Raw genomic sequence first — 16659 nt, forward strand, 5'->3', positions numbered from 1 at the left:
GCTATGCCCGCTCGCGCCAGCCCGCCGCCTCCAATGCCACCCCGCGCAGCCCGCTCCAGTACCAGCGTGTGCGTTTCGCTAGGTTTCAGCAGGATTCGACAGATTGCGAGACTTGCCCTTTCCAATTTACCCATGGATTCACGGGTTTCGGGCGTTGCGCCAGGGGGATGAAACAGTAACTTTACTAGGGCAGACATTTTGTGGGGCGTGGATAATTTGTAGATTGATTACTCACAATAGCTAGGCATTTGAAATCAGCGGATCGTTGGTGGTTAGAAGTATGGCCTATTATCTGTCGATGTTGATTTGGATGATAGCTGCCTGGAAGTGGGTGGATTGGCGGCAGTGGAGAAAATATCAAGCCACTATTCTGTATTTTTTATTGGGAGATATCGCATATTGCTACATTACCAGGGACTATCCCCTTTGGCGGCATGTGCCGGTGCCGACGTTTACAAGTGAAACGGGTGCCGAGTTGGCTCCGCTTGTCGTATATGCGTCGACATTGCTGATTTACCTCACGCGGTTTCCGCGCGGGCGATGGAAGGCGGTTGCATGGACGGCGCTGTTTGTCGGGATGTATGTCGTTGCTGAGACTGTGCTCCATTACATCGGTGTGATGCAATACGATCACGGCTGGCGGTGGTTGTACTCCGTACTATTCAGTGCCATGATGATTCCGATGATGCGGTTACATTCGCAGCATCCGCTTATCTGCTATCTGCTGTCGGCCCCTATACCGGTGTTTCTCATCATCGTTTTTAAGGTGCCGATGTAGAGGCGGAGAAGTCTGAAGAGAACGCTTACTTTCGGTAGGGGAGTCCGGCGTTACGGACACAATTGCGTTTGGATGGCTTTAAGCGTGTCGGTGTAATACGCTGTCGTGTGCGCGACGAAGTCCTCGAGTCGGGCTTCGATTTCCGACGGTGTTCGTTTGGCAGAGTCGATCACGGTGTACCCATGTAGGCGGATGGACGGCTGTTCGCCACGGAAGAGTTGAATCGCATCCGTGAGTTGTGCGAGGTAGAGGGCGGAGATTTCGTCGGTTTGTGGGTGGAGATCGGAGAGGGCGTGCGGCGTGACGTGCATGAAAATGTGGCAGGCTTCAAAGTCGCGGATGTTCTCCGTTTGGGCTGCGACATGGACGATGCCGAGTGGGGACAGAGCCGTAAATGGCACGTCGATACCGAGTTCCTCGCGGAGTTCGCGGATGCCATCGGATACTTGTTCGCCTGCTGACAGGTGGCCCGCACAACTGACGTCGAGCTTGTTCGGATTTGTGTCCTTATTGGGGTGACGTTTTTGTAAGACGATGTACGGGACACCCTCTTGTTGCATGACGATCCAACAATGAAATGTCTTGTGCCAGTATCCCTTGGCATGAACTTCTTCGCGTGTGGCAGTGCCAATATGCTGAAAATCCTCGCTATAAATATCAATCCACTCGGTCATGTTACCCTCCAGCGCACTACGTAGAACGTCTCGATGTCCTGTAGTCCTGTATGCGTCTATTGTAGCGCTGATGGGGTGTGCGTTGCCAGGAACAAGACGCCGCGCGTGCCAAACACGAGTAGGTGTGCGCCTGCGCCTGCGCCTGCAGATAACAGGTGCTTCGTTGAATCGATCTATCGCTTGCGTTGCGGCGGCTGCTGCGCTGACTTTTTTGGAGCCCTTTGGCTTTGGCCAAATAGGGTGACATTGTGCCCACGTTGGCCCCTTGGCAGTTGTGGTTTAGCGCATACAAACATGTTCTCGGTGACAAATGAGAGTACATAGCCTCTCGCCAGAATTTTTTCGAGTGCAGATGCGACGGTTGTGCCGAGGAGATTTGCGATGACGATGTTTGGATCACTACTGCTCCCCGCACTCACCACGATTTCCGCACTTCCCGTGACTTTTACATTGAGGATGACAACCACTCGGATAACCTCCTCCTATGTGTGCCATCCATTTAGACAATGCAAACCGGGTTGGAAACGTACAAACACCAGCCTAAACGCTATGGGGTCGGGCTATCCTCCATTCGCCTCGGCCGGTCGTTTGCCAACCGTTTGGTGGATTCATTTGGTTTACAACAAGTTGATGAGGGGGATGGACTTGAGGACGAGGGTGACAATCGAAAGAATCAGCCCGAAAACGGACATGCCGGATCCATACCCGATTCTAGACGCCTGCACCATCCCGATGATGCTTAGGATTAAGCCGATGACGCCAAGGATGTGGCCAATCGGGATGCCGAGAAGCGGGATCCAACAAAGAACAAAGCCAATCAAGCTGACCACTAGCGCAGCGACGGCGAAGCCGTTTGTGGATTGCGGTGGACCATTTCGATACATCTGTGCTCACACTCCGATCTCTTGATATCTATGCAGCGCCGACGCGTTTACGCTATGCGCCTTTGTCCTACAGCGCTGAAATAAACTGCACTCTAAATCCTCATAATACTGGAAGCTGGGTCAGACTGCTACGGTGTGTTCGAGAAATACAACGATTCTGTCTCTATGACGGAAGTGTGTCGGTTTGCAGGACTGCGCTATGGCGCCGACTCTCTCCGTTGACACCCCTATAGGGCGTTGCTATACTGCATTCAATATTTTTCGGCTTGGACAGGCACATGGTGGGGTAATGGCCGTGTCGGCTATCCAAATCTTAGAGGAGGGAAATACGTGGCAAACGCCTGGGAAACGAAATTTGCAATGGAAGGTCTTACGTTTGACGACGTACTTCTGTTGCCCGCTCATTCACAAGTCCTGCCTCGCGATGTTGACGTCAGCACAAAACTCACGACCGATATTCGACTCAACATCCCCGTTATCAGTGCGGCAATGGATACAGTGACCAACGCGACGATGGCTATCGCGATGGCGCGTGAAGGCGGCATTGGCATCATTCATAAAAATATGAGCATCGAGGAGCAAGCGGAAGAAGTCGACAGAGTGAAGCGTTCGGAGAGTGGGGTCATTACGAATCCCATTTTTTTATCGCCTGAACACCCGATTCGCGATGCCGAGGAACTGATGGCGAAGTACCGTATCTCCGGTGTGCCGATTGTCCAAAAAGGCACGCAGCGCCTGGTCGGTATCATCACCAACCGCGACTTGCGGTTTGAACGAGACTACGACCGTCCGATTGGCGAAGTCATGACACAGGGCAATTTGGTTACCGCACCTGTCGGCACCACGCTTCAGGAAGCGAAGGAACTCCTCCAGAAGAACAAGATTGAGAAACTCCCACTCGTCGACGGCGACGGCAACCTGCGCGGACTGATTACCATCAAGGATATTGAAAATGCCCGCCGCTTCCCGAATTCGGCGAAAGACGCACAAGGTCGTCTGCTCGTCGGGGGCGCCGTGACGGTGTCGGGTGACTTTTTTGACAGAATTGAGGCCCTCGTCGCTTCGCAGATTGACGTGTTGGTTATCGACACGGCGCATGGCCATTCGGAAGGCGTGCTGCAGGGGGTTCGCGAGGCGCGCAAGAAGTACAAAGACCTGCAAATCATCGCGGGGAACGTGGCTACGGCAGAAGGGACACAGGCGCTCATCGACGCGGGTGTCAATGCGGTGAAGGTCGGTATCGGACCGGGATCCATCTGTACCACACGCGTCGTCGCAGGCGTCGGCGTACCGCAGATTTCGGCTATCTACAACAGTGCCACGGTGGCGCGTAAAGCTGGTATTCCAGTGATCGCAGACGGTGGCATCAAGTACTCCGGCGACATCGTGAAGGCCATCTCGGCCGGGGCGAGCTCGGTGATGATCGGTAGCTTGCTGGCGGGGACGACGGAGAGTCCGGGCGAGATCGAAATCTATCAAGGTCGGCAGTTCAAGGTGTATCGCGGCATGGGCTCCATCGGCGCGATGAAGGCTGGTAGTGGGGATAGGTACTTCCAGGGCGGCGAGCGCGGGGAAGTACAGGCGAAGAAGTTGGTGCCGGAAGGCATTGAGGGCCGCGTCGCATACCGTGGGCCGGTCAGCGAGATTCTATACCAGATGGTCGGCGGCTTGCGCGCAGGCATGGGCTACGCAGGCGCAGAGACGATTGAGAAGCTGCAGAATGAGAGCCAAATGGTTCGCATTACTTCGGCAGGCTTGCGTGAAAGCCATCCGCACGACGTGCAGATTACCAAGGAAGCGCCGAATTACTCTATCTAAGGTACCTGTAGACCACATTTGAACAATGACTTTGGTGGTGGGCGTCCCCGCCTGAATGAGCTTCAGGCTGCTCGCTGGAGCGGGCTTTGGGGGCGGCCACCAGCGTGTTTATAGGTGAAGGGCACGCGCCTTCTGTGGGAGAAGTCAACCAGGTAGTTTGCATCCACCTAAAGTTATAATACAATTTAGAGTAGGATTCTTAAGTTTTACCGGGTGCACGGATTTGGGCCCCGTATCGATAGGAGGAGTTCGTTGTGGCGAAGACAGGTACTGATCTCGTCAAGCGCGGCATGGCTGAGATGCAAAAGGGCGGCGTCATCATGGACGTCATCAATGCCGAACAGGCGAAAATTGCGGAAGCGGCTGGTGCCGTTGCGGTCATGGCGCTAGAGCGCGTTCCGTCGGATATCCGCAAAGCCGGTGGTGTGGCGCGGATGGCGGATCCGACTGTGATTGAAGAAGTCATGAAGGCTGTGTCCATCCCTGTGATGGCAAAATGCCGCATTGGTCATATTGTCGAGGCGCGCATCCTCGAAGCGATGGGCGTCGATTACATCGACGAGAGCGAAGTGCTGACACCTGCGGACGACAAGTTCCACGTGGACAAGTCCAAGTTCACTGTGCCGTTTGTCTGTGGCGCCAAGGATCTGGGTGAAGCGGTTCGCCGTATCGCCGAGGGCGCGTCGATGATTCGCACGAAGGGCGAACCGGGTACGGGCAACATCATCGAAGCGGTGAAGCACCAACGCATGATGCAAATGCAAATTCGCCACATCCAGAGCTTGTCGGAGGACGAGTTGTACGCAGAGGCGAAGAACCTCGGCGCACCGCTCCATATCCTTCGCGAGATTCACGAGACCGGCAAGTTGCCTGTCGTGAACTTTGCAGCTGGTGGCGTTGCGACGCCGGCCGATGCGGCGCTGATGATGGAACTGGGTTCTGACGGGGTGTTCGTCGGTTCGGGTATCTTCAAGTCGGAGAACCCGGAGAAGTTTGCCCGCGCTATCGTGCAGGCGACGACGCACTACCAGGATTACGAGCTCATCGGCGAACTGTCGAAGAACCTCGGCACGGCGATGACTGGTATTGATCTTAACACCCTCCGCCCAGAGGAGAGAATGGCTTCACGCGGCTGGTAAGCTGCGTTTTGTCCCGCATGGTCGCTCTCACCCTAAGTGCCATTTCGCACCGGGGAGACGGGCCCTGCGGGGGTCTAGAGTATAGATAAAGGGGTCTGTTCGGATGAAAGTTGGCGTAATCGCGGTTCAAGGTGCATTTCGCGAGCACATTCGGGTGCTTCGCGAGCTTGGCGCAGACGCCGTCGAGGTGCGCCGCGCAAACGAATTGGACGGCGCCGAAGCTGTGGTCATTCCCGGTGGGGAGAGCACGGCGATTGGCAAACTGATGCGCGAGTACGACTTGCTGCAACCCGTTCGCGATTTGGCGAGTGCAGGTAAGCCGATATTTGGTACGTGTGCGGGGATGATTGTGCTCGCGAACCGCATTGTCGGGGAGGAGACCAACCATCTCGGCTTGATGGACGTGGAAGTGAACCGAAACTCCTTCGGCCGCCAAAAGGATAGCTTCGAAGCCGATCTCGACGTCCCCGTCCTCGGCCCAGAACCGTATCCGGCTGTCTTCATCCGCGCGCCGCACATTCAGTCTGTCGGCGAGCGCGTGGAGGTGCTGGCCACATATCAAGACCGCATTGTGGCTGTGCAACAAGACAATCTCTTGGCGACGTCCTTCCACCCAGAACTCACGGGCGACTTGCGTCTGCACGCGTATTTCTTGGGTTTAGCAAAGCGATCGTAAAGGAAACCGCCCTTTCGCACGGAAACCATTCCCGCGCCCATCGCGCGCGGTGTGGCGATGTGCGGGGGCGGTTTGTTGTTATACAGGCAATGCTGTTGTGCTATGCTGTGAACAGCTTGGCGTCATTCACAGGTTGACGAATGGGACGGATGGATTGACGCCGCATCCGAACGAATGCGAGGTGCACGTATGTTAGATATTCGAGCCATCAGGCAACAGCCGGACGAGTTCAAGCGAAAGCTCGGCCGTAAGAAGGTCGATCCGGCCGTGATTGACGAACTCTTGGCCGCCGATGAGGCGTGGCGCGCCAACCTGACGGAGACCGAGCGCCTGAAAAATCTGCGCAATACCACATCGGAGGCGATTGCGCGCAAGAAGAAGAACGGCGAGGACGCGACCGACGACATCGCGCAGATGAAAGAAGTCGGCAACCGCATCAAGGAGCTGGACGACATCATCCGCCAGCAAGACGAGCGGATTCGCGAGATTCTGCTCAGCCTCCCGAACGTGCCGCACGACTCCGTGCCAGAGGGGGCGTCCGAGGACGACAACCCCGTCATCCGCACATGGGGCGAATTGCCGAAGTTCGATTTTGAGCCAAAGCCGCACTGGGAAGTCGCCGAAAACCTCGGCATCCTCGATATCGAGCGGGCGGTGAAAATCACCGGATCGCGCTTTGTCCTATACAAAGGCCTCGGCGCCCGTTTGGAGCGCGCATTGGCGGCATTTATGCTCGATTTGCACACGGACAAGCACGGGTATACCGAGATGTTCCCGGCGTTCATCGCGAACGAGGAGAGCCTCGTGGGCACGGGCAACCTGCCGAAGTTCGGCGACGAGATGTTCAAGCTCGAAGGGCTGCCGTACTATCTCATCCCAACCGCGGAGGTCCCGCTGACCAACTACTATCGCGACGAGATTCTCAGCGCCGACCAGCTCCCGACCAAGTTCGCGGGCTACAGCTCCTGTTTTAGATCGGAAGCGGGATCAGCTGGCAAAGACACCCGCGGCCTCATCCGCCTGCACCAGTTCCAGAAGGTCGAACTCGTGTTGCTCGTCCACCCGGACAAGTCCTACGAGATGCTCGAACAGTTGACACGAGACTGCGCAGACGTCCTCGAGGCACTCGAATTGCCGTACCGGCAAATCGAAATCTGCACGGGCGATCTCGGCTCCAAAGACGCGAAGAAGTACGACCTGGAGGTCTGGATTCCAGCGTCCAACACGTACCGCGAGATTAGCTCCTGCACCAACTTCGAGGAGTTCCAAGCGCGCCGCGCCAATCTGCGCTTCCGCCCGGACGAGTCATCAAAGCCCGAGTTTGTGCATACGCTCAATGGGTCAGGACTGGCGGTGGGCCGGACCGTCGCCGCTATCCTCGAAAACAACCAGCAAGCTGACGGATCCGTCCGCATCCCAAAAGCCCTCGTCCCATACATGGGCGGCATCGAGGTCATTTCAGCGGCCGCATCCGTGAAGGCGTAAATGAAGGCTTAACAGCTGCCGCGATGGAGCAGGATAGGACTGATTGGAGCCACCTGGCTGGCCAGGGCACATAAACCCGATGTGCCAGCCACCCGGCTTCAGTCCAACGTTTCATCCAGCCGCCAGCCAACCCGGGCGGTCACCGTTACAGGAGGAAGCTATGCGCATCTCGCAGGTCACCATTAAGTTGTCAGCCGACGACATCAATCGAATGCTCCAAGAGTTCGCCCCAGACGTCAAACTCCGCATCGTCGAAATTCGCGACGACGGCATCTACGGGCAATTCAAGTTCCTCATGTGGAATATCGACTTCATCGCGCGTCCGCACAGCTACAAAGAGCGCGAAGAGGTCGCCGTGGAAGTCTCCGCCCGCATGCTTGTGCCCATCCCGGCCTCCATTGTCGAACGCTCCCTCCAGGAAGCGGTCAAGGACGCCCCGCAAGGCCTTGAGGTCCTGCGTCAGGTCCTCAAACTCCATGTGCCGACGATTCTCTCGCCATTCAAGATACAGCTCAAGGTCAGGGACTTCTCGTGCCACAATGGCGCGGTGGTGATTGATGTGGCCGATTGTGAGCTCGGGATGCTGAAGGGCATGCTGCCATTTGGCGGGGGGACGAGGTAGGGTATAGGGCGTGGTGCGCGTGGTACGTGGATCTGGTTTCCAAAAAGCGTAAAATGGTTGAAATTTGTGGGCTGTTACGGTAGAATATTAAGGCATTGACGATGTGCACCCGTAGCTCAGTAGGATAGAGCGGTGGTTTCCTAAACCATGTGTCGGAGGTTCGAATCCTCTCGGGTGCGCCATAAGAAACCCAGTAACGGCGCGGTTTTCAGGTGAACTGAGAATCGCGTTTTTTAATTCAAACGTGCAAATTGCAAATCAATTGCAAATCACGCTTTTGAAATCGGTGTTTGAATTGACGAGAAAAGGTCGTCTAAGCTATTTGCGGCCGCAGCCTGTAATCCGGGTATAACTTGGCTGTACGTATTCAGCGTCACGCTGATATCCGAGTGTCCAAGGCGCTCTTGTACAATCTTAGGATGGACACCACGGCGCAGCATAATTGTTGCATGCGTGTGGCGTAGGTTGTACATCGGTATCCGTTTCAAACCGGCTCGCTCTACTACCACATTGAATGACTTGCGTAGATTATGACCCAGTACAAAGCGTCCCGTTCCTGTAGCCACAACCAAGTTATTATCTTCCCACTTCTCCCCTAACTTGAGTCGTAGTTTTGCCTGTTTAGACTTATGGGCACGAAGGGCAGCAACAACACCGTCAGAAATATCTACGCTACGGCGCCCGGCTTCTGTTTTGGGCGCTTCTAACTCGTAACCAGAGCCAGTATACGAATATGACACTTCAACGCTTATAACCCCTTTGTCGAGGTCAACGCGATCCCATCGTAGTCCTAGCACTTCGCCGACTCGCATCCCGGTCGATGCGAGAAGTAGAAATGCAATATAGTGCTGTGAGCTGGTGGCAGCTCGTAAAAACTCAGTCAGCTCAGCCTCTTCCCAAAATTCGATGGCAACTTTTTTGGGACGCGGTGGCTCAACCGCCTCACAAACATTGCGTGCGACGATGCCCCATTTCACTGCTCTACCCATTGCTTGGTGCAAAACGCGGTGAAGGTGCAAAACTGAACGGGCTGACAGGGGCTTATCCCCGTGCAAAAGTCCGTCATATAATCTTTGAACCTGTTCAGCCTGAAGCTTGTCCGGCGCAATCCGGCCTATGTGCGGAATAATGTGCTGCATAGTCAGCCACTCATATTGTCGATATGTGCCTGGTCTAACTCTGTCGCGCACATGTTCTAGCCAGCGCAACATGTAGCTTTCCATCGTAGACTTCACGGGCACTACATATGTACCTTCGTTCATCTCATGCAGAATTCGGTTTAATTCGGCCTGTGCGGCCTTTTTCGTATCGAATCCGCTATACCACTTGTACTTGCGCTTTCCGCGCCCATCGAGGCCCAGGAAGACGACTGCGGCCCATTTATTGCCTCTTTTACGAACGTGTCCCGCTGCCATTTGTTTCCCTCATTTCTTTTAAGTTTTCCGATGCAAGTTGAGAAATCAACCTTTCTCTATCCCAAACATGGACGTCGGATTCAGCCGCCAATCTTACAGCATTTCTGGTAAGCGTACTATTGGTAATCAACATTGAGTCATCTGTTTTATAATATTTTGATGCTGCAATGACTTCTTGAACTGCAGATACACCAACAGGTTTAGAATATCGTTTGAGCTGGATACATATCGTTTTTCCTTGAGGAGACTTCACTAATAAATCAGCTCCATAATCACTGGAATGAGGTGTACGTTTAACATCCCATCCACTTTTTCGAAAGAAGAAATACATAAACTCTTCGAATTGTTCTCCAGTCATTTCGTCAATCTCATGAATTCTAGATTGCATTAAATTTCGTATTTTCCTGATTTCTTCTTGACGCTCTCTTCGCTTTGATTTCCATCCTAAATATATGAACCAACCGATGAATAGCGATGTGGCAATGAACAGAACGAGAGCGACTGGTAAAAATGTCTTCCAAAATAATCCGATCAGTAAAATGAAAATCGGTATAGCGATGAATGGCATTACATTTGCCTCCTTACATCGCCAACGTCAGTGCGCCAGCAAGTATGTTAAGTCTAAATTTAAGAGAAGAGGCGGATATCTGAAACTTTTCTGCTAGAAAAGGTAGCAACGTATATATCGAGTCTCCTGGCCCTATTTCTTCTCTTAAAAGGTGTATTGGCGCTAAAAGAATGAGACCAAGGTTGCGCGCTTGCCATTCTTGCTGTTGTATATAGATGCGGTTTTGGTACCATTGTCCGCCACAATGCAAGAGAATATGAGCCATTTCATGAGCAAGCTGCTCGCGCGATTGGATAGAATTTAACCGACTGTCCAGTACTATGATTTTCGATTCGCATAAAGCAACGCCTGGAACAGGGGCGCGATGTATGATCACATTCATATCAGCACAAATGGACTCCAAATTCACTGGAGCTCGAACGCCTATGCGATTGTACCAATCCTCAACTGACTTCTCTGTTTGAATCTGCATGCTTTCGTCTCACTTGTCCCGTTTATATAGGCCGCCCCTGATTATTAGTTTCAATCCCTCAATAATTTCTCTTTTCTTATCTTCATCAGCATCGAGAAAGTCGTAGAATGCGGCTTCCTTTTTAAGTTCTTCTAATAACTCTGCTTCTTCAGGAGTTAAATCCGCACTTTCAATTTCTCTCTTGTTTCCCAGTAGGTAGTCCGTGGATACTCCAAAATATTTTGCGATCGCCAATACTGTATCGAAGTCTGGTTGTCGATCGCCGCTTTCATATCCTGAGATAGTTGATTGTGCAAGGCCAAAGATAGCTCCCGTTTCCTTCGCTGAAAGTCCCCTTTTATTCCTTAGTTCGCGCAATCGTTCTCCGAACGTATTCAATCTTTCTATCACCTCCAAGAGAATTATAACTTCGCATTTTGCGATTGGAACACATATCACGAAAAGCGTTGACTAATCGCAAAACGCGATATAAGATTCAAATACAGTAATCGCGAATTGAGATTAGAGGTGAAAATTTTTTGGTTAAATCGGTCAGAAAATCGCGAATTGAGATTGGTTTAAGTGTTGAGGAAGCAGCAATCAAGCTTGGTATATCTGTTGGGTACTTGTCTGATATTGAGCGAGCCAAGCGATCAGTTACCGCGAAACGCGCTACAGAAATTGCATCTTTGTACAATTCAACGGTTAACGAGCTGTTTATCCCTGTTCGCTATATGTCTCGTTATGAGGAGGGTGAATCAGATGCAAGACAGGGCAGATTATCCTGTAACCCTTAAGCCTAAGGATGTGAAGAATATCCTTCGCATTGGCATCAACCAGGCATATGACCTGATTCGGGAGGCGGAAGCACAGGGATGGTTCCCTGTGCGGTACGTCGGGAACGCTAAGTGTATACCTCGCGACCCATTCTTTGAATGGTTTGAAGGCCGGCCGATTGCGGATAGAACCAAAGTACGTAAAATCCGTCCGGTTCGCCCGAGGGTGGTGATGCGATTTGAACGGGTTAGCACGAGATAGGCCGATTTTTTACGCAAATCTTCTGTCGAATATGCTCACTTTGTTGGTAAAAAAGTCGTCAGATTGGCGAAAAACAAGGCAGATGATTGCGTGAACTACCTGCTTGAGATAAAGGCATTTTACGACTGGTTGGAAACCCATGAGCTGGATAGTGGATGCATATCACTTTGGCATGCATTAATGACCGTTTGGAATAAGACGGGCTGGAAAAATGGATTCACTGTAGCCAATACGGTGCTTCAGTCTAAGGCCGGACTTAGTCTGAAAATGCTCATTCAGAAGCGTAAAAGATTGCATGAAATGGGTTTAGTTGTTTATCAAGAAAGACCTGGTCGGCAGGCTCCCGTGTACTACATGAGGAGTTTGACTATCAACTTGAGTGTCGAAATCGACAGTCAATCGGTCAGTCAAGTGGGCAGTCAAGATAGTTTGGCTCCCAACTTGAGTGTCGAAATCGACAGTCAATCGGTCAGTCAAGTGGGCAGTCAAGATAGTTTGGCTCCCAACTTGAGTGTCGAAATCGACAGTCAATCGGTCAGTCAAGTGGGCAGTCAAGATAGTTTGAGTCCCAACTTGACTGTCGAAATCGACAGTCATTTGGGCAGTATTACTAAACTAAACGAAACTAAACAAAACATTAGTAATCATCATGATCATGATCACTTGCGAGACATGATTATTTCGACGCTAGGGAAGGGGAGTGTAAATCCAGGGTCGGTTGCATCGCTCATTGCTCTGCAAGAGAGTGGGACATCCGATGACATGATCCTCTGGTCACTCCAAAGAGCGGCACAAGCAAACAAGCATGTTGGATATGCAGTTGGAACTATCAAGCGACTTCGAGACCAGGGGATACATACGGTAGCTGAGGCAGAAGCAGCATCGAGCATCCAGATAGACCGTCCCCTGACATCCAATACGGTACCTACGCACAATCGAGATGAGAGGTACGCGACATTCTACGCACTGATGGGTGGGAAAGAGTGATGAGTGTGACAGAGGGTTTACATTTCAGCGCGTCGGGACGGCCAGCGGTGCAGTGCCCGAACTGCAGTAGATTACACAACGTATATCGGCGTGGTGACCATATGACGAAGCCGACATTGCGCTTTGTTTGCCGGAACTGTAAGACATCATGGCCTGCTACGGAAGAGCAAAAAGCCGCGATTCAGGCTTACTACAAGGAGTATGCCGAGAAGAAGGCGGCTGGAACAAATCCGCAGCGTGGAAAAGGGAATGTGCAAGTATCTACGTCTACTCCACCTGTCGAAAAGACGGGTAGTAAGGATACATCCAGCAAGTCGGTGGAGAAGCGAAGCTGGATTGACCAGTTGCTGTCATGAGCGTTGAGCAGAAGTATCTGTTTGATGTGCGCGCTATACCTGGGGATAAGCGGCACCCACGATATCGCTCACAGTCCCTGCCTTTGCACCACTTTCTGTGTAAAAAGGACGGAGAATGGCGCGTAATCGAGGCAGAAGGGGAAGTGGTGAGCGTGGTTCATTGTCACAAATGTGGACGGGTTATGCGCGAAGTGACGCTGATTCAGACGGATTTTGGGTTGTTTAAAACATTGAAAGGGTGAACGTTATGGAACAGGATTTGATTTCGATTTTCGCGCAGTTGCAGAAGGAAAATGAGCAACTCAAGGATGCTGCACGTTGGTACATCGAAAATGGGATGATACCCGAGCGTGATGGTCGGTTGGGGAAGTTGGTTTATCAAGCTGAGGGTGCTGCTGATGGTGAGTGAGCATGTCATCTTAGACAAGCTTCGACAGCGCACAGAAGCCGCCTCCCGCGAGTTTTGTGACGGTGGACGTATAAATTATCAACTCTATGCCAAACGCCTCTCAGACGCGATTCTGGAGGCCTTAGACGAAGGGATGCAATATCCCACGCTTCACGTATGCAAATGGATTGTAATCGAAAGGAGTAAATCAGATGCCCCGAGCGACCAGCAATGCGCAAATTGACGAACCAAAGGTACAAGAAACGGGAGATGAGCTGGTACAGGAGCCGAAGCAACCATCTGCGTCGGAAGCAACTGTGCCGGAAGTTCCTACGACTCCCCCATCCTCCGTGCAAACAACGCCGGTGCAATTTGATTTTACGAGTCATGACGCGAATGAGGATGAGATGAATCCGGTCAAGGATGTGCTGGCCGCAGGCATGGAAGAAGAAGCGGCCATGATGCCGACACCGGACGTCATAACGCCGGACGAGTTGGCAGTGTTCTTGCGCGAAGCATACAAACTACATGGGATGTTGACCATTCCCGAACTATGGGCGCAGGAAGAGTCATTTTTCATTGAGATAGCCAATGGGATTCATCCGAAGGTAAATGAATGGGCCGCGAGTATACCAGCCGTTGCACATGGTATTAAGACGGTCAGCGCGGCGGGCTCGTGGGGAAGACTTATTTGGGATTATGCGACGCGTTGGATTTTAACAATCCGTGTCATGAAAGCAAAGGCCGAAGACAAGCGGCAGAAGGAGCAGGAAAAGCATGGACAAGTACCTCAAAACGGCGCTGGAAGCGCACGGGATAACGCTAGTGGAGCAAACCCCTACGTCATTGACTATGGAGCCGCATCTCAACCCAACCCAACCAGGGATGCAGTTGCCCCAGTCGACAAGTACATCGTCCCTTGACCCCGTGCACGAACGGGCCGCAATTGTGGCCCGTGATATCCTATCGCAAATCGGGATTAACGATGCCTTTGTGCGTAGAATAGTCGGACTTGTTTCGATGGTGAACATGTTACCTGGCTTTGGGCCACTTGCGCAGATTCAGCAAATGACAGGTCAGATTCAGCCTATGTTGGACAAAATTGCGGAAGATCCGAACGTGGAGACATATATCAGGCAGCTGCCCCCAGACCAGGTGAAATACTTCTTGAACATGGTAATTGCAAGATTGGAGTGGGTCATCAATGGCAACGACAGGTCGAATCAGGACGCAAGTGAGGGACAAGGGTCGCATAGAGAGGAATCCACAATCACAACAATCGCTCAGGGTTCCGAAGGTGGAATTTCGGTCGAATGACCGAACCGCCATTTTCGGAGGTACAGGACAAGGCAAAAGTGAAATTGCCAAGTGGATTTTCCAGAGTATGCGAAATCGTAAAAAAATCATCTTGAATAGCAAACCGGACAAAGGTTTGCTGCGTGAATATCCGAATTGGCAACGCAAAATTGATGGTGAGTTACGGGACGGTGTTACTCATATCGCACGGTTTTATAAGCGCCCAACTGGATTTGATAAGTGGGACGATATACTCGAGCTTTGGACACAAGGGAACATCCTGTTCTACTTCGACGAGTTGCCGAACCATGCGGATGAAAATCGTTGGAGCGGCCATTTGGAGCAAATTTATCAGACGGGCAGAACATTCGGCGTGGGGTCAATCACCTGCGCCCAGCGCCCTGTCATGGTGCCGAATTTCACGATATCAGAGGCCCAACACATTTTCATTGCTTATACCCAGCTGGAGAGCGATAGAAAGAAGCTGGAAGGTGCTACGGGGGTTAAATGGGATATCCTTCGCCACCTGCCTCCCTATCACTTTGGGTACTATTCGCAGCGTTTAGGTATGACGGAGCCAGTGATTTTACCGCCAATACCATTGAGTTAGGTAATGATGAGAGAGGATTGATTAAATAATGCATATTCCATTTTGGATTCAAATTGTTGCGGCTTTAGACGGTATTGCTACCTGTATTGTGCTTCCTCATTGGATTTTGTCCTATAAGAGTTTCTTTAAAAAACCGACTGCTCAAGTATTTCCGGGCATGCCTGAACAATTCACTTATGAGATGACCCATGACCCGTCCACAAATCGGATTACATGGAAAGTTGTCGAGGGATAGGCTGAATAAACATGAAAATTTTCTTGGGTGTTATCGCTATGTTCGTTGCCGCTATGGTGGCAGTTTTCATCTGGGCACCGTTTGGTACCAGTGCAGGTTCAAATTCGACGTCACATGGATCGACGGTTGTGACGACTCCGCATGTCTCAAGCTCATCTAGTTTCTCTGGTGATGATGATGCGTTTGCCAGTGATGCACATGTTTCGGTAGCCGGTCGCTAGGCGGCGTCAGGGGGCGAGTGATTAGCATGGATGAACTGATACAACAGCAGCGAGATGGTTGCGTGTTTATTCACGTTTGGGGCGAGTATTCGGATTATGCAATCGTCTGCGCATCTCGTAGTTATTTCACATCAATCGAAAGTTTACTAGGCTCTGTACATTCTTTCGATGACGATAGGGTTGAAGTCTGGAAGAACGATATAAAGCTTGGAGAGTGGCATCCCTGCATTGTTAAAGCGGAATGGGATGTACTTGGAGAAAAGCACATTACAAAGGGCATCAAATGGATTCCAGAGGGGGTGAGTGAATGAGCGATAGTCCACGATATCGACACTTCTCTTCGATGCTTGAGCCATATGGTTTGTTCGTGTTTGAGGACGTTAGAGGGAAAGACATTTTGTATTTCAATGTCTATGGGGAACCGAGAGCAAAACTGGATAGGACAACAGTGAAAGAATTAAGGGATATGCTCACCGAATGGTTGCATGAAGGGGAAGAGTGAATGAAAAAGCGCGTGGGTAAACGAGTAATGGACGTGTTTATATTCCGCAATGGCATCGTTGCTGTGTGTGATGAAAAAGGCGAGCAGATTCCTGAATTACAAGGAAGATGGGAACGAAAAGCCATCAAAATTCTGCGTAGAAGTACAGCTAAAACAAGGTTCTTTGATTGCAGAGTCATGACAGAAATGGGGAATGTCGAATGCCGGATCAACCGATGACGATTCGCGAATGGCGCGAATATATGGGATGGAGTCAAACTGAATTAGCACGCCGATCTGGTTATGACCAGAAGCAACTTTGGATGTGGGAAAGAGGTGTACATACTCCGAAGGTAACGACAGCCATAGATATTGCTCAGGCATTCGGGACGACTGTTGAGATGATTCGCTGGCTATAACCAACAACTAAACCTATGAATATAGCACAGGTCACACCGTTGGTGTGGCCTGTTTCAGTATATACGTATTCATGTATTCACGTAATTTCATAACCGGATTATAAACTCCTCAAACGCA

Annotated in this window: 27 protein-coding genes and 1 tRNA gene; 21 read left to right on the forward strand and 7 right to left on the reverse strand. The window is 51.4% G+C overall.

Annotated elements, in window-relative coordinates:
- The first annotated feature begins 280 nt into the window (after positions 1-280).
- Entirely contained in the window at positions 281-778 is a 498-nt protein-coding gene (locus tag K1I37_RS00055) for a CBO0543 family protein (protein ID WP_021295511.1), read from the forward strand.
- A 50-nt stretch (positions 779-828) separates the two neighbouring features.
- Here K1I37_RS00055 and K1I37_RS00060 read toward each other — a convergent pair whose 3' ends face one another.
- The 3 genes from K1I37_RS00060 to K1I37_RS00070 all read right to left on the reverse strand — a co-directional run bounded on the left by K1I37_RS00060 (position 829) and on the right by K1I37_RS00070 (position 2336).
- Positions 829-1452, reverse strand: coding sequence for an NUDIX hydrolase (locus K1I37_RS00060; protein WP_021295510.1), 624 nt, complete (start codon positions 1450-1452; stop codon positions 829-831).
- Between the two features lie 173 nt (positions 1453-1625).
- Positions 1626-1919, reverse strand: a complete 294-nt coding sequence (locus K1I37_RS00065; protein ID WP_021295509.1) for a hypothetical protein — start codon at positions 1917-1919, stop codon at positions 1626-1628.
- Between the two features lie 150 nt (positions 1920-2069).
- A complete protein-coding gene (locus K1I37_RS00070; protein WP_021295508.1) occupies positions 2070-2336 on the reverse strand; it encodes a hypothetical protein in 267 nt (88 codons plus the stop codon).
- Positions 2337-2696: 360 nt separating this feature from the next.
- On the opposite strand from K1I37_RS00070, the gene guaB reads away from it, so the two are divergent.
- The 6 genes from guaB (at position 2697) to K1I37_RS00100 (ending at position 8258) form a co-directional block, all read left to right on the forward strand.
- A complete protein-coding gene (gene guaB / locus K1I37_RS00075; protein WP_031218052.1) occupies positions 2697-4154 on the forward strand; it encodes an IMP dehydrogenase in 1458 nt (485 codons plus the stop codon).
- Between the two features lie 254 nt (positions 4155-4408).
- Positions 4409-5293 carry a pyridoxal 5'-phosphate synthase lyase subunit PdxS gene (pdxS, locus tag K1I37_RS00080; RefSeq protein ID WP_021295506.1) on the forward strand — a complete coding sequence of 295 codons (885 nt, stop codon included), beginning with the start codon at positions 4409-4411 and terminating at the stop codon, positions 5291-5293.
- 103 nt (positions 5294-5396) lie between these two features.
- Positions 5397-5969, forward strand: coding sequence for a pyridoxal 5'-phosphate synthase glutaminase subunit PdxT (pdxT, locus tag K1I37_RS00085; RefSeq protein WP_021295505.1), 573 nt, complete (start codon positions 5397-5399; stop codon positions 5967-5969).
- 189 nt (positions 5970-6158) lie between these two features.
- Entirely contained in the window at positions 6159-7454 is a 1296-nt protein-coding gene (serS, locus tag K1I37_RS00090; protein ID WP_021295504.1) for a serine--tRNA ligase, read from the forward strand.
- Between the two features lie 160 nt (positions 7455-7614).
- Positions 7615-8076, forward strand: coding sequence for a hypothetical protein (locus K1I37_RS00095; RefSeq protein WP_021295503.1), 462 nt, complete (start codon positions 7615-7617; stop codon positions 8074-8076).
- A 105-nt stretch (positions 8077-8181) separates the two neighbouring features.
- Positions 8182-8258, forward strand: a tRNA-Arg gene (locus tag K1I37_RS00100).
- An 87-nt stretch (positions 8259-8345) separates the two neighbouring features.
- On the opposite strand, the gene K1I37_RS00105 is transcribed toward K1I37_RS00100, so the two are convergent.
- Genes K1I37_RS00105 through K1I37_RS00120 form a run of 4 tightly spaced genes read right to left on the reverse strand, consistent with a single transcriptional unit; the run spans position 8346 to position 10909 of the window.
- Complete coding sequence (locus K1I37_RS00105; RefSeq protein WP_021298576.1) at positions 8346-9491, reverse strand: site-specific integrase; 1146 nt, start codon at positions 9489-9491, stop codon at positions 8346-8348.
- Positions 9469-10059 (reverse strand): restriction endonuclease, encoded by a 591-nt coding sequence (locus K1I37_RS00110; protein WP_021298575.1) that lies wholly within the window; start codon positions 10057-10059, stop codon positions 9469-9471. Before K1I37_RS00110 ends, K1I37_RS00105 begins: the two co-directional genes overlap by 23 nt.
- A gap of 13 nt (positions 10060-10072) precedes the next feature.
- Positions 10073-10531: an ImmA/IrrE family metallo-endopeptidase gene (locus K1I37_RS00115; protein ID WP_021298574.1), complete on the reverse strand. Its 459-nt coding sequence runs from the start codon at positions 10529-10531 to the stop codon at positions 10073-10075.
- A 9-nt stretch (positions 10532-10540) separates the two neighbouring features.
- Positions 10541-10909: a helix-turn-helix domain-containing protein gene (locus K1I37_RS00120; protein ID WP_021298573.1), complete on the reverse strand. Its 369-nt coding sequence runs from the start codon at positions 10907-10909 to the stop codon at positions 10541-10543.
- A 140-nt stretch (positions 10910-11049) separates the two neighbouring features.
- Between K1I37_RS00120 and K1I37_RS00125 the strand changes: the two genes are divergently transcribed.
- From K1I37_RS00125 to K1I37_RS00190, 14 genes are all read left to right on the forward strand, one after another.
- A complete protein-coding gene (locus K1I37_RS00125; RefSeq protein ID WP_081654296.1) occupies positions 11050-11307 on the forward strand; it encodes a helix-turn-helix transcriptional regulator in 258 nt (85 codons plus the stop codon).
- Positions 11273-11548, forward strand: a complete 276-nt coding sequence (locus K1I37_RS00130) for a hypothetical protein (protein WP_021298572.1) — start codon at positions 11273-11275, stop codon at positions 11546-11548. Before K1I37_RS00125 ends, K1I37_RS00130 begins: the two co-directional genes overlap by 35 nt.
- Before the next feature lie 90 nt (positions 11549-11638).
- The gene (locus tag K1I37_RS00135) at positions 11639-12535 is read left to right on the forward strand and encodes a DnaD domain protein (RefSeq protein ID WP_242215961.1); all 897 of its coding nucleotides are present in this window, start codon (positions 11639-11641) and stop codon (positions 12533-12535) included.
- Positions 12535-12891, forward strand: a complete 357-nt coding sequence (locus tag K1I37_RS00140) for a zinc ribbon domain-containing protein (protein ID WP_021297472.1) — start codon at positions 12535-12537, stop codon at positions 12889-12891. Before K1I37_RS00135 ends, K1I37_RS00140 begins: the two co-directional genes overlap by 1 nt.
- The gene (locus K1I37_RS00145) at positions 12888-13133 is read left to right on the forward strand and encodes a hypothetical protein (RefSeq protein WP_021297471.1); all 246 of its coding nucleotides are present in this window, start codon (positions 12888-12890) and stop codon (positions 13131-13133) included. The genes K1I37_RS00140 and K1I37_RS00145 overlap by 4 nt, the downstream gene beginning before the upstream one ends.
- 5 nt (positions 13134-13138) lie before the next feature.
- Positions 13139-13300 carry a hypothetical protein gene (locus K1I37_RS00150; protein WP_021297470.1) on the forward strand — a complete coding sequence of 54 codons (162 nt, stop codon included), beginning with the start codon at positions 13139-13141 and terminating at the stop codon, positions 13298-13300.
- A gap of 191 nt (positions 13301-13491) precedes the next feature.
- Positions 13492-14202: a hypothetical protein gene (locus tag K1I37_RS00155; RefSeq protein ID WP_021297469.1), complete on the forward strand. Its 711-nt coding sequence runs from the start codon at positions 13492-13494 to the stop codon at positions 14200-14202.
- A gap of 70 nt (positions 14203-14272) precedes the next feature.
- The gene (locus K1I37_RS00160; protein ID WP_152498836.1) at positions 14273-14596 is read left to right on the forward strand and encodes a hypothetical protein; all 324 of its coding nucleotides are present in this window, start codon (positions 14273-14275) and stop codon (positions 14594-14596) included.
- Complete coding sequence (locus tag K1I37_RS00165; RefSeq protein WP_021297467.1) at positions 14577-15185, forward strand: ATP-binding protein; 609 nt, start codon at positions 14577-14579, stop codon at positions 15183-15185. Before K1I37_RS00160 ends, K1I37_RS00165 begins: the two co-directional genes overlap by 20 nt.
- Before the next feature lie 246 nt (positions 15186-15431).
- The gene (locus tag K1I37_RS00170) at positions 15432-15641 is read left to right on the forward strand and encodes a hypothetical protein (protein ID WP_242215962.1); all 210 of its coding nucleotides are present in this window, start codon (positions 15432-15434) and stop codon (positions 15639-15641) included.
- A gap of 26 nt (positions 15642-15667) precedes the next feature.
- Positions 15668-15952, forward strand: a complete 285-nt coding sequence (locus K1I37_RS00175) for a hypothetical protein (protein ID WP_021297465.1) — start codon at positions 15668-15670, stop codon at positions 15950-15952.
- The gene (locus K1I37_RS00180) at positions 15949-16143 is read left to right on the forward strand and encodes a hypothetical protein (protein WP_021297464.1); all 195 of its coding nucleotides are present in this window, start codon (positions 15949-15951) and stop codon (positions 16141-16143) included. The genes K1I37_RS00175 and K1I37_RS00180 overlap by 4 nt, the downstream gene beginning before the upstream one ends.
- The gene (locus K1I37_RS00185; RefSeq protein WP_021297463.1) at positions 16144-16362 is read left to right on the forward strand and encodes a hypothetical protein; all 219 of its coding nucleotides are present in this window, start codon (positions 16144-16146) and stop codon (positions 16360-16362) included. It begins immediately after the preceding gene.
- Positions 16344-16541, forward strand: coding sequence for a helix-turn-helix transcriptional regulator (locus tag K1I37_RS00190; RefSeq protein ID WP_021297462.1), 198 nt, complete (start codon positions 16344-16346; stop codon positions 16539-16541). The genes K1I37_RS00185 and K1I37_RS00190 overlap by 19 nt, the downstream gene beginning before the upstream one ends.
- The last annotated feature ends 118 nt before the right edge of the window (positions 16542-16659 follow it).

The organism is Alicyclobacillus acidoterrestris (genome assembly GCF_022674245.1).
Classification (GTDB): domain Bacteria; phylum Bacillota; class Bacilli; order Alicyclobacillales; family Alicyclobacillaceae; genus Alicyclobacillus; species Alicyclobacillus acidoterrestris.

Excerpts from the sequence above, each read along its gene's own strand:
- K1I37_RS00055 (WP_021295511.1), top strand. The coding sequence starts at position 281 with ATGGCCTATTATCTGTCGATGTTGATTTGGATGATAGCTGCCTGGAAG.
- K1I37_RS00060 (WP_021295510.1), bottom strand. The coding sequence starts at position 1,452 with ATGACCGAGTGGATTGATATTTATAGCGAGGATTTTCAGCATATTGGC.
- K1I37_RS00070 (WP_021295508.1), bottom strand. The coding sequence starts at position 2,336 with ATGTATCGAAATGGTCCACCGCAATCCACAAACGGCTTCGCCGTCGCT.
- guaB (WP_031218052.1), top strand. The coding sequence starts at position 2,697 with ATGGAAGGTCTTACGTTTGACGACGTACTTCTGTTGCCCGCTCATTCA.
- pdxT (WP_021295505.1), top strand. The coding sequence starts at position 5,397 with ATGAAAGTTGGCGTAATCGCGGTTCAAGGTGCATTTCGCGAGCACATT.
- serS (WP_021295504.1), top strand. The coding sequence starts at position 6,159 with ATGTTAGATATTCGAGCCATCAGGCAACAGCCGGACGAGTTCAAGCGA.
- K1I37_RS00095 (WP_021295503.1), top strand. The coding sequence starts at position 7,615 with ATGCGCATCTCGCAGGTCACCATTAAGTTGTCAGCCGACGACATCAAT.
- K1I37_RS00105 (WP_021298576.1), bottom strand. The coding sequence starts at position 9,491 with ATGGCAGCGGGACACGTTCGTAAAAGAGGCAATAAATGGGCCGCAGTC.
- K1I37_RS00110 (WP_021298575.1), bottom strand. The coding sequence starts at position 10,059 with ATGCCATTCATCGCTATACCGATTTTCATTTTACTGATCGGATTATTT.
- K1I37_RS00115 (WP_021298574.1), bottom strand. The coding sequence starts at position 10,531 with ATGCAGATTCAAACAGAGAAGTCAGTTGAGGATTGGTACAATCGCATA.
- K1I37_RS00130 (WP_021298572.1), top strand. The coding sequence starts at position 11,273 with ATGCAAGACAGGGCAGATTATCCTGTAACCCTTAAGCCTAAGGATGTG.
- K1I37_RS00140 (WP_021297472.1), top strand. The coding sequence starts at position 12,535 with ATGAGTGTGACAGAGGGTTTACATTTCAGCGCGTCGGGACGGCCAGCG.
- K1I37_RS00145 (WP_021297471.1), top strand. The coding sequence starts at position 12,888 with ATGAGCGTTGAGCAGAAGTATCTGTTTGATGTGCGCGCTATACCTGGG.
- K1I37_RS00150 (WP_021297470.1), top strand. The coding sequence starts at position 13,139 with ATGGAACAGGATTTGATTTCGATTTTCGCGCAGTTGCAGAAGGAAAAT.
- K1I37_RS00155 (WP_021297469.1), top strand. The coding sequence starts at position 13,492 with ATGCCCCGAGCGACCAGCAATGCGCAAATTGACGAACCAAAGGTACAA.
- K1I37_RS00170 (WP_242215962.1), top strand. The coding sequence starts at position 15,432 with ATGAAAATTTTCTTGGGTGTTATCGCTATGTTCGTTGCCGCTATGGTG.
- K1I37_RS00175 (WP_021297465.1), top strand. The coding sequence starts at position 15,668 with ATGGATGAACTGATACAACAGCAGCGAGATGGTTGCGTGTTTATTCAC.
- K1I37_RS00180 (WP_021297464.1), top strand. The coding sequence starts at position 15,949 with ATGAGCGATAGTCCACGATATCGACACTTCTCTTCGATGCTTGAGCCA.
- K1I37_RS00185 (WP_021297463.1), top strand. The coding sequence starts at position 16,144 with ATGAAAAAGCGCGTGGGTAAACGAGTAATGGACGTGTTTATATTCCGC.
- K1I37_RS00190 (WP_021297462.1), top strand. The coding sequence starts at position 16,344 with ATGCCGGATCAACCGATGACGATTCGCGAATGGCGCGAATATATGGGA.